At 46.0% G+C, this 10,810-nt stretch carries 8 protein-coding genes; 4 read left to right on the top strand and 4 right to left on the bottom strand.

The window, feature by feature from the left end:
* Window positions 1-11: 11 nt before the first annotated feature.
* Both REH51_RS07920 and REH51_RS07915 read left to right on the top strand, forming a co-directional pair.
* The gene (locus tag REH51_RS07920) at window positions 12-1,952 is read left to right on the top strand and encodes a ParB N-terminal domain-containing protein (protein WP_498937482.1); all 1,941 of its coding nucleotides are present in this window, start codon (window positions 12-14) and stop codon (window positions 1,950-1,952) included.
* 2 nt (window positions 1,953-1,954) lie between these two features.
* A complete protein-coding gene (locus tag REH51_RS07915) occupies window positions 1,955-3,103 on the top strand; it encodes a hypothetical protein (RefSeq protein WP_009723118.1) in 1,149 nt (382 codons plus the stop codon).
* Here REH51_RS07915 and REH51_RS07910 read toward each other — a convergent pair.
* From REH51_RS07910 to dndB, 4 genes are read right to left on the bottom strand one after another with little or no spacing between them, the layout of a single operon-like run.
* Complete coding sequence (locus REH51_RS07910) at window positions 3,089-3,445, bottom strand: DndE family protein (RefSeq protein ID WP_009723117.1); 357 nt, start codon at window positions 3,443-3,445, stop codon at window positions 3,089-3,091. The genes REH51_RS07915 and REH51_RS07910 overlap by 15 nt on opposite strands.
* Before the next feature lies 1 nt (window position 3,446).
* A complete protein-coding gene (gene dndD / locus REH51_RS07905) occupies window positions 3,447-5,441 on the bottom strand; it encodes a DNA sulfur modification protein DndD (RefSeq protein WP_498937480.1) in 1,995 nt (664 codons plus the stop codon).
* Window positions 5,441-6,964: a DNA phosphorothioation system sulfurtransferase DndC gene (dndC, locus tag REH51_RS07900; RefSeq protein WP_009723115.1), complete on the bottom strand. Its 1,524-nt coding sequence runs from the start codon at window positions 6,962-6,964 to the stop codon at window positions 5,441-5,443. The genes dndD and dndC overlap by 1 nt, the downstream gene beginning before the upstream one ends.
* On the bottom strand, window positions 6,961-8,037 hold the full coding sequence (gene dndB, locus REH51_RS07895) for a DNA sulfur modification protein DndB (RefSeq protein ID WP_039868890.1): 1,077 nt from the start codon (window positions 8,035-8,037) through the stop codon (window positions 6,961-6,963). Before dndB ends, dndC begins: the two co-directional genes overlap by 4 nt.
* 556 nt (window positions 8,038-8,593) lie before the next feature.
* Between dndB and REH51_RS07890 the strand changes: the two genes are divergently transcribed.
* Together REH51_RS07890 and REH51_RS07885 are read left to right on the top strand one after the other, a co-directional pair.
* A complete protein-coding gene (locus tag REH51_RS07890) occupies window positions 8,594-9,535 on the top strand; it encodes a hypothetical protein (protein WP_009723113.1) in 942 nt (313 codons plus the stop codon).
* 85 nt (window positions 9,536-9,620) lie between these two features.
* Window positions 9,621-10,808 carry a toxic anion resistance protein gene (locus REH51_RS07885; RefSeq protein WP_039868887.1) on the top strand — a complete coding sequence of 396 codons (1,188 nt, stop codon included), beginning with the start codon at window positions 9,621-9,623 and terminating at the stop codon, window positions 10,806-10,808.
* The last annotated feature ends 2 nt before the right edge of the window (window positions 10,809-10,810 follow it).

Genomic DNA, 10,810 nt, shown 5'->3' with positions numbered 1-10,810 from the left:
GAGAGTTTGACATGAGTGAAAACATACAGTTACGCCCAGCTCAACAGTCTCCTGATGTTTTTGATCGTTCGATTAGGGGGGGTTACGGAAGATTTCAGTCAGATAAAAGTTATCCCTTATCATATGTTCAAGCTTCTATTTCAATTGAAAGTGTAAATTGGTTAGAAACAGCATCAGAAGCCTTCAGATCCTATGAATTGGATTTTGAAGAGCTGATCCAACGTGATATTGATAAAGAGCGAGTGATAAATATTGTAGATGACTATTTAAAGAAAGGTGAAGATAGAGTTTTGTTTTTTCCTCCCTTGTTAGTGTCGTTAGTAGCATTAGGTGATGAAGGGATTCTTGGGCGTTATGAAAGTGTACGGGAAGAATTAAAAGATCATAGTGTAGAATTGACTTGGGGAGGAGATCGTTTTCAGCTTATATTGCCTACTCTTGATTCAGCAACAGGTCATCAAGTAAAAGTGCATGATAAAGATATCGATATTGCTCCTTATTGGTCTGTCCTTCGTTTGAATAGTAATAAAATTAAACTAGTAGTAATTGATGGTCAACATCGACTTCAAGCCTTGAAGAGTCTTTGGAATAGTAGTGACCATGCAAATAAAAAAGTGGTTAAAAACTTATCAATACCAATTTGCTTGTTATTTTCGCCAGAAGCGGTAGAAGGTGAGGGGGCCCATGAATCAATGAACCGTGATATGCGCGAGCTTTTTGTGAGGATCAATTCAGAAGGGAAGAAGGTCTCAGGTCACTTTATCGCTTTGCTTAATGATAGACGATTGAGTTCTTTTGCTGTACGTGAATTTTGCAACTACTCAAAGAGTGAAGAATTATCAAATGGCTTGAATTATCTTTGTTGCGTCGAATGGAACCAACGTGTGGATCGACTTGCCTCTCAGATAAATCGTCCATACACGATAACAACTATACAAATTATTTCGGACACATTAAGTGAGCATGCGTTCGATCCTAAGTTAGCAGGTCGAGCTCGATACTTACTTAATCTGAAAGCATTTAAAGAAAATCTAGAAACTGACTCACGATCTATCCCTGTGGATGAAATTTCTGAAGAGAGCTTCTCAATTTCGCAAATAGAATTTCTTAGAAAGTTAACTCGAGAAATGGTAGCACCAGCGCTTGCTGTACTCTTTTTTGAACCTGCAGTTTATAAAAAAAGGATTGAAGCGACTAATAAAGCCGCTGAGTGGCTTAATCAAATGATATCCAAAGAAGTTGATGGTGCTGAACATTGTAAATTGAGTATTTTAGATCAATATCGAGATCCTAATGAACTAGATCCTCCAAGCTCAAGAGATATTTATCGAGAATTTTCAAAGAGAGTATTAAATGCTTCGCCTAGCAGTATTCATTTTTACAATGTATTTCAGCAAGGTTTAATTAGAGCTTGGATAACTTTAACTCGCTTGTTATTTCAATCAGGATTTAGTCCAGTTGCCATAGCAAAAGCGCTCGTTACTTCAATTGATCATTTTATGGTGATTGATGATAAGCGTTTTGATGCAGCTAATTTGTATGGTCAGAAGCTTATCTTTAACGGTTCAAAAGTTATTGTTAATAAGAGGGCTAAAAATAATTGGGAGAGATTGATACTTTTGAGTTTTGGGAATCAGGCAGTGCTTTCAAAGTTTGAAGCAAGTGTGTCAGGTTTTAAAAAAGAGGACTTGAGTTTGCTTAAAGAAAAATCGAGCGAGTCTCTTAAGAGCTACTTAAGTGATTTGAAAAAGGTTATCGAGGAGGATTATAGGAAGTATTGGCGTGATAAAGAGCTTGATGAACAGGTCATGGAAGAGCTTGAGGATTTAGACGTGGCCGCAATGAAAGGGGATGAAGATGCATTAGAGGAATTCAATAATAAAATTGGAAAATATGCTCTAAACCGTTATAGGGAAGCCGAGACGAAGCTTAAAGCAGCTTTTGGAATTTAATTATGCTGGGACTATGGACTCCAGGTTGTGAGTTATACTCTGAAACTATATATTTATCACATAATGAGGAGGAACTCGCTTTAGAGCTTATAGAGTCAGGCTCTTTAGTTAGCCGTATTCATAGAGTTTCTAGTGATGCTGATGAACTAATTGCACCAATATCTATGTTTCTTTCAACTAGGTTGGGGATAGATCTCTCGATAGAACTTCAATTGACAAACCGAGATTTTATACATTGGTACCAAATAACCTCTTCTCTATTGCAGAAAGAGGATAGTGGGTTAGGCGATATAATTGCCCCATCAGGAATGTTTCCTTACTTTACTGTTTTTCGTGAGTTTGTTCAGTGTTACTTGAAAGTGAAAAGCTGCATTCAAAGAAGTTGTATGAGACCTGGTTTAAGCAGTAAAGACTTTATTAGTAATTGGTGGGATGACTCAATTGACTTAACTGCATTATTGGATGAGTTGTCTTTCTCTATTAAAAAGCTACCTGAAAAAGGTTCTTTTCTAGAGAACATCGAGAGAAGCATTGGCTTCCTTCGAGAGTTCCTGAAGAAGTTCAATGATGCTGACACCTCAAGCAAGCATGTTTATTTGTCAGGTATAGCGTATGGATTAGCATTGAAAGCTGTTGAGCGAGAAGAGCACGATTTAGTATTGTTATTTACACAGAGAAGCTTAGATTTTGCTGTCCATTCGATAGCATTAAAAAAAGATGTAGTGAGTGCTGGGAAGCATGGTTTGGTTTATAAACAATATCTCGGAGAGAAATCCCTACCCTCTCTGATGAAAACAGTAGAATATTTACAAAAGCAAAATATACTTTTTTTAGGAGATGATGAAAATTATGATCTCAGACGTATAAATAACGCCAGAAATAATTTATTAATAACACACTCATCTTACTCCATTTCTTCTGAAGAAGTTAAAAGGTATCACTCGGAGGCGCGTAAAATTAATTTATCGATTGTTGAGGTTAAATCCACTTGGTCAGAAGGTTTGAAGGCAGTCACTTCTCTTAAAGGTATTACTTTAGATGTCTTATTCGAAGTTCATGAGTTTAGCTCTTACGTGGTTACTATGAATAAGGAAAAACTTTTAGAGAATTATGGGTTGAGTGACGTTAATTCTACGTCAAGCGTTAAATAAAGGCTTAATGTCCAAAATGGATTTTATATGTCCAATTTTATGTAAACCGCTGTCAATTAAAGAACGAATTATATCTTGTATATCAGCTTCAATTCTTTGCTCCTTACAAAACTGACGGATAAGAGCTTCAAAAGTTTTCTCGTGGGCGCCAAATAATACGTCACGATTGATGATGTGAGTCTGTTCAGGTTTACTTACATTAATTGAGGCTGTGCGAATATCTTTTAGTGCTAATGATATTGAAATTCGTGCAATTACATTCGGGGTAAGTCTAGTTTTTGTTTGGAGATACTGTAATCGATCCCAAGACTTTTTGCTCAGATAGATACGAGTTGGGATCATGTTAGTTTGTCTCCTTTTTTTGCCAAAAGTAGCCTTCACGAACCTGAGTTGCTCCTGCTTTAGGGTCATATTCGAGTTTATAGGCTCCTGAAATATCTGGTGAGAGAGCTGAATAAAATGCTTCATCGACCTCCGTATCTGTCGAAAGAACAATCATTTGATGACTCGCAGTTGGAAAATAACCTTCGATTAGCTTTGTTCGATGCTCTGAGTCTAGTCGCCCTAGAGGGGTATCAACGATCATCGGCAGTTGGCGTCCTGAGGTCTTTGCCAACGCTTCGAGCACTGCGATTGCGAAAATCTGCTTTTCACCGGCAGAAAGCTCATCTTTCGCAATTTCTCTACCTCTGCCGGAGAGAAGGCTTACATGAAAAGTTTTGGGATCAATACGGATTTGTAGTTCCAAATCTTCTTTACGAGCGAGCTTTGCAAAGCATTCCGTGAACTGTACTTCAAGATCCTGAATTTTAGCTTTAGCTGTCTGGTCTACATAGTCGGTTAGAAGGCCATTCGCATTATTGATATAGTCGAGTACACGTTTTTGGTCGCTTAATTTCGCAGCGGTTTCGTAAAGACGATCAAGTCTACGGGCAATATCAACAGCCTCGTACGCTGTCTCTTTACCTGATTTTCGAAGGGTATCGATTTCAGCGTCTAGCCTGCCAAGTTTTTGCTGTAGTTGCTGTAGATTCTCGAAATCCGTAGCGATCAGTGAGTCGTCTGGTGCGCGCGCTAGTGAAGCACCTATCTCATCGAGAGCGGCTTTAATTTTTTTTAACGACGCGAATAATGTTGATACTTCTTTACGCTGCTTTCGAGCCTGATTAAACGTAGTGAAAAGGTGGCTTGCTTGGGAAGGTGTCAAATCATGAATTGGCTGATCGAGGCTCCGATCTTTTGAAGATCGGTTAAGCGTATCTAATCCATTGAGAACTATGCTTAAAGTATCTTCCGATAACTTTGAGTCAAGCGACTCAATTAGTTTCGTACGATACTCTTCATGAATTCTACGCTCCTGAAGAAGACTGTGGAGGTTTAGGTCGCTCTCTATTTGGGTCTCCGTCCTTGCACAGAACTCCTCTGCAAGAGCGATAGGTGCCGTATCAGATACAAGGCTATTAATCTGAGAAACTAGATGTTCCCGTTTATCTTGCAGTTCTGATAATTCATCTATGAGCTGTGTTCGAGAGGTAGAAAAGTGTCCACCTCGATCATCAATCCTTTTTTGGATCTTATTCGCTCGATCCTGAATCTCAGCACGTTGAACACGAGCCGTAGTGATCTCTTGTCGAATCGACTCGACACGAGTACGGCAATCCTGGAGGTTGGATTGTTCGGAATCTATTTGAGCTCGAATCTCTTGAGCTGATGATCGTTTGGTCAGATTGCGGTTGAGTACCGTCAAATCGCCGGAAAGCCTTTCAACTACGTCCAGTCCCAGTAGCTTCTTAATGGATTGCTCTAAAGCGGCTCCACCTGTGTCATCCGCTAGTTGAGCTATCTTTTCACCATCGAAAAAGAACAAGTCAGATACGCCAGCAGGAATAAGTTCATTAAGAAAATTCTGCGCTTGGTCGTAATTGAGACCTTTGATAAGAGTTCCGTCTTCAAGGATTGTCAGAGTTTCTTTGACACTGCTTCCCTTCCGTTGCCATTCACGTAGAACATGATATTGGTTTTCCGTGCCAAGCTTGGCATACGTGAACGTTAGCTCAACAGATGCCTGGTTCGCAGAGCGGTCAGTCTCTTTTGAGTGATGTAGAGCGTCCAGGAGAAACTCGTCGTAACGTTTTTGAGAAACGGTAGAGCCAAGACATAAGCGCCCGTAGAGGGCAAGCCTTACCCCTAAAAGAATACTTGTCTTACCCGCACCATTTAGTCCTCCAAAGAGAATAATGGGACGGGTTTTTCCGAAGTTCTTTTCGGGCGCTAAATTAAAATGGTTGATTCCAGCATAAACACGGAAATCGGTCAGCGTAAGCTCTTTGATAAGCATTAATGCAAAAACTCTGAAAATTCGTCTTTTACTTCCTCAACGTACAACTTGCCACGCTTGCGAAAGGACTGATTACGTTCGTTGATAGCTTCAAGCTCTTCCCAATCGCGCTGAAGGATGCTTTCCAAGCTATTTAAAATACCTCTACGTTTTCCAAGGCCCGACACCTGAAGCTCTGCTTCAAGCATCTTTCGGATTAGAGCAGACGGAACCCCATACGTATCTGAAAGCTTTTCCAACGTTTCCGAGTCTGCACGTGTGAATGCTCCGGCATCGTCTTCCACCCAGTCGAGGTCTTCACCATATACGTCGCGGTATATGTGGGGCAGGGAGTCTTCCCAGTCCGGCTCGTTTGGATCTCTCAGCCATTCTCTTCTGATCAAATGCAATTCAGGTCGCGTGATCAGTTCGATGGACTCTCCGCTCTCGTTAATTTCTTTCTCAATGGTCAGAAGTTCACGAAGAAATTCTTGGCGCTTTGATAGCCAATAAGGGCCAGGTATGTGGCGAATTTCATGAATGCTGTCATCGCTGATATCGCCAGAGTTGTATGACACGCGACCAGTCCGGCGACGGAAGTTGCGATACTCCTCGGAATTTTCAGGTTGCCGAGATTGATAGAGCATGTTTCTGAAAGCTAGCAGAGGCTTCATCCAACTGGCCCCTGACTCGATCAAACCGTGAAGCGCTTTGTCTTCGGTAACAACGGTGCAAGTCCAGCAGCCAAAGCGGCTATTGCCACAAGAGGGGGTGCTTTTGTCGATAACAATGGGGCATTCGCCCTGGTTGGACCCTTTGTATAGCTCTAGCAGCTCTCTATTAGAGCCCCCCCAGGGGCAAGGGGCGCTCATTAGATACATCCATACTTCATCTGCCGACCAGTTTTCGATTGGCATATACGTATATGCATTCGGGAGTGAGCTATGACGGCTTAGGGCAGAGCCGTCGATCTTATGCTTAGAGATGACCTGGGCTCGTGAAGCGCTCTCCTGACTACGGGAGCCTAATACGACAACGGCTTCACCGAATTCAGCGACCTTATCGAGAATGAACTCGCTGACAGGATCAATCTTCATTCGCTCCGTACACCAACGAAAAGATTGGTTCGGCGCTGGGTAGCCACGGCCCAGTAAATTTACCCAAAATGTTTGATCGGTTTTCGGCACCACGCTGTGAGCGCTCATAGGTAAGCTTTCACGAGGTGCTGCTTCATTGATGGTGGCTATTACTCGCTTGATCATGTCAACGACGACAGGGGTTTCTACCAATGTGTCAGACGATACGACATATACGTGCTTTTTGCGCTTCTCTATAGGTAGCTGAAGTAGCGCCATATAAATCAGCGATAAAATACAGGTGGAGTCTTTGCCACCGCTAAAGCCAATGATCCAAGGACGGTCATCAGAGCAGTAGATAGTCTGAATTTCTCGCACTAAATCTACGAGTGGACGGCCACCAATGGTGTAGTCCTGGATCATTGAAAGATGATCTGAAAAAATAAATTTCTCTTCTGCGGCCATCATTTGAACGACTCCTCGTATTCCTGCTCTGTCGGGGTAAGCGGAACACCGAGCTGTTGTTTGATGTAGTTGCTGCTGAGAACTACGCTACTTCGTGCTTTGCTGATACGGCCATGATGCATGGCGCGCCCTTCCCAATCACTATTTGCACGCGCCCAATCAATTTTTTGGAGGCCTTGTAAAATGGCGCTCCACTGGGGTTTGGGCTTGCAAATAAGATCAGAACCGACTTGTCCCATAGCCTGCAACATAACGCCGTGAGCATGAACATACTGTTCACGCAGTTCACAAGTGGCGACTTTCTTTTCTAGAGCTAGCTGCCAGTCCTGCATGTTCTTTGCCACTTCGTTCCAGAACTGAATTGCTAGACTCTCCTCTTCTGCCGTGATGGGGGTATTTTTTCCCTTCATCAGTAATGCTTTGGATGCGTTTTTTATGGCTGACAACGTAAAAAATTTACTGCTCCGATTCGAGATACTTGATCTCTCCATTTCGGTTAGTCTTGAAAACACTTTCACTTCACGAACAACATTTCTAGCAAGTTCAGATAATGCATCGCGATGATCATAGAGTGTGCTAATGGAGTCGCTTGGCCGCACTGCGTGTTTGTTAAGGTCAGCGAACATTTGTTGGCTGCGCTTAAGGCCGTCGTCGATGAAGAAGAGCACTGGTATGTTGTCGTACCCGAGCTCGGGGTTTTGCTCAATCGCTTGTACGATAGCCTCCCGGCGGTGTTGGCCATCGTTAATTAAGATCTTAGCGTCCATTGGAATAGACAGCAGTCCAAGGTTTTGCCCAAGTCCCGTATCTGTGCTGGGCTCAAACGAAACCTGCCCATCAACGGAGGCGGTGATACCAGAGAGCGTGTAGTCAGAAGGGTTGTCTACTAGGTAACTTACAATATCAGGGATACGAGTACGGTTCAGAACTCGCTGGGCTCGAAGCTCAGGAGGGACTTCTTGCCCGTCAAAGATAAAAATTTTTGGCACTAATCTAAGCGGGCACATTGCCACGTAGCATGGCCGTCCAGACTGGATTCCACGAGCTGCTGGAAAAGTATGAGAGAACTCGGCCATGAAGCCCCCGACGGCTGGAAGTTAAAAAATATATGGAAGTTAACTTACTAAATTTTGACTTCCAGGTCAATGAGTCGTCAATTTTGACTGATGTGTTTGTGTGGTTACAAGCACTGATAAATGATTGCGTTTGTAAGCTTGATTCATGAAATCAAATTTCTTCTGGATATAATTGCCAATTGTTAGCCACTCTAAGTATTTCCAGTAATTGGTGGCTGAAACACTAGACAGTCTTGAGAAGATTTAAGGAAGTGCCGTGTTCTGATCCTTTGCCAAGCACATATCCGTATTAAGAGACTGCGATTGCTCGCTCGCACTTATATGCTGCCACCTACTCCTCCGACCGTCATTCCTTCGTGCTGAGCGGACTACCAATGCCTACTTCGCTGAGATCCTCGTGGGTTAGGCCGTGGAACAGTTAGCTGCCACTGCACCCTCAACGCTTGGCAGCTCCCGAGTGATTTACGTCTCATCTTGGATACCCTGTTTTTAGTGATACTATCCTGGGTATTTGCATCTTGTGATTTGCGTTCCACGCATAAGGGTGGCCGAAGCAATGTTGGGATTCCTGCAGGGATTTTCCTATGGTCTTTTTATGACCTGCCTGCCCTGGCTGTTGGTAGGGCTCTTCAACCCTGGCTTGGCAGTTCCGGTGGCGGCGCCTGGTCGGCTGCATGTTATTTTGCGCTATTGCCTGACAGTGCCTTTCATCAGCATGTTGCTGTGGCTGACCTCACTGTGGGGCGGTTTCAGCCCAAGCCTGCTAGGGTGGCTGGCGGGGATTGTCGCTATCCCGGTGGCACTGCCCATTGAGCGAACCCTGAGAGGCTGGCTGGCCCGCCGTCGCGCGCGTCGTCAGCAGGCCGAGATGACCGCCAAAGCGCAACAGCGCCGTGCTCAACAAGCGCGCAATACCCATGAAGCTGGCGTGTTGGTGCTCGACCCGGCAGCGCCGCCCGAGGGAGCCGATGATTTGGTAATGGCAATGTGCCACGCTAAACAGCGCTTGCTGGACGTTCAGCGTCCTGATCTGGCGATCCTGGCTGACCGCCTCTATAGCCGTTACCACCATGTGATGGAGGTGCTCAGTGGCCGATTTCAACGTGGTGAGCTGGCTTTTGAGCGTTCGCAAGGCTTGGTCGCGCAGGTGTGTTTTGGGTCGGTAGATACGCTGACCACCATGGCCTCTCAGGCGCGCAGCGTGGTGAGTGTGGACGGTAATTACGTTCGCGACCGCCTGACACGGGAAAGCCAGCGATTGAGTACGCAAGAACGGGCTGCCTTGATGCGGCGCCTGGATCTGCTCGGCGAGACTGAAAAGCGGCTTCAGGAGCTCTCGGCTCAGGTGGAGTCGGCGTTGACCGTGCTCGACGACACAGCCGTCTCCATGGCGCGTATCGAAACAGCACGCCCTCAGGCATCGGTCACCACGGAGAAAGCACTGGATGACTTGCGCCATTTCGTCGAAGGCGCGGGTCGCTATGCGCGTAAAGATTAATTCGATAGCGTGCTGCCATACGGTTTCTAGGAACGGTTTCTAGGAACGGTTTCAAGAACGATTTTCAAGGACAGTGGAGATGCCAATGACTCAGCCATCCGATGACACAGGTCGCCTTTCCCTACCGCCAGTCGAGGAGATTGCAGACGCGGTTACTTCCGATGATCCCGGTGCTGATCCTGAACTTGAGGCCATGGCTGAGCGCTTTGTCACGGAAATTCTGGCTGAAGGTGACGAAGCATCGGTGGTTAACCAGCGTCGTGCCGTGGACGAGATGGGGCTTGAACTGCAGCAGCAAGCGGCCCACCGCAGCGCCATGCTACAGACGCCACTGCGACAGCTGGCGCATCAAGGCGACGAAGGCGGGCCAGTCGCCAAGGCGCTATCTGATCTGCGTGGTCGCATGGAGGGGCTTGATCCTGCCCGCCATCGTCTGGCACCGAGTGCCCTGGATCGCGTGATGGCGATGATTCCTGGCCTCGACAGCCGCCTGCAGCGCTACTTTCGCAAGTTTGAGAACGCTCAGCAGGCGCTGGATGCAATCATCGACGAGTTGGAGGGCGGTCGCGACATGTTGCATCGTGACAACCTCACCTTGAACGATGACCAGCAAGCGCTGAGGAACATTTTGTCCCAATTGAACCGCCAGGTTACGCTGGGTCGCCTGATTGACCGTCGCTTGAAAGATGACATCGACACGCGCGCTGTCGATGATCCGCGGCGTCACTTTCTTGAGGAGGAACTGCTCTTTCCCCTCCGTCAGCGCATCGTCGATCTTCAGCAGCAACTGGCCGTTAGCCAGCAAGGCGTGCTGGCGCTAGAAGTGATCATTCGCAACAATCGGGAGTTGATGCGTGGGGTAGACAGGGCCATTAACGTCACCGTCTCGGCGCTCACCGTTGCGGTCACCGTGGCGATGGGCATGGCTAATCAGCGCCTAGTACTGGATCGCATTGAAGCTCTCAATACCACGACCTCGCAAATGATTGGCGGAACCGCCAAGGCGCTGCGTCAGCAGGGCGTGGATATCCAGAAGCGTGCTTCTTCGGCGATGCTCGATATGCAAATGCTGGAAGATGCTTTTGGTGAGGTGATGGGCGCTATTGATGATCTCTCGACCTATCGCCAAGAAGCGCTGCCGCGGCTGGATGAGCAGATTGACCGCTTGGCGACCTTGTCCAAACAGGGCAGCGCCTCCATTGAGCGCCTCCGTGAAGGGAGTGAATCGCACCTGCAGGACGGCCGCTTTGATCAACCCTCATCAACCCAGTAAGC

It is taken from the genome of Halomonas bluephagenesis, assembly GCF_054790765.1.
This window is presented reverse-complemented; position numbering and strand designations above follow the sequence as displayed.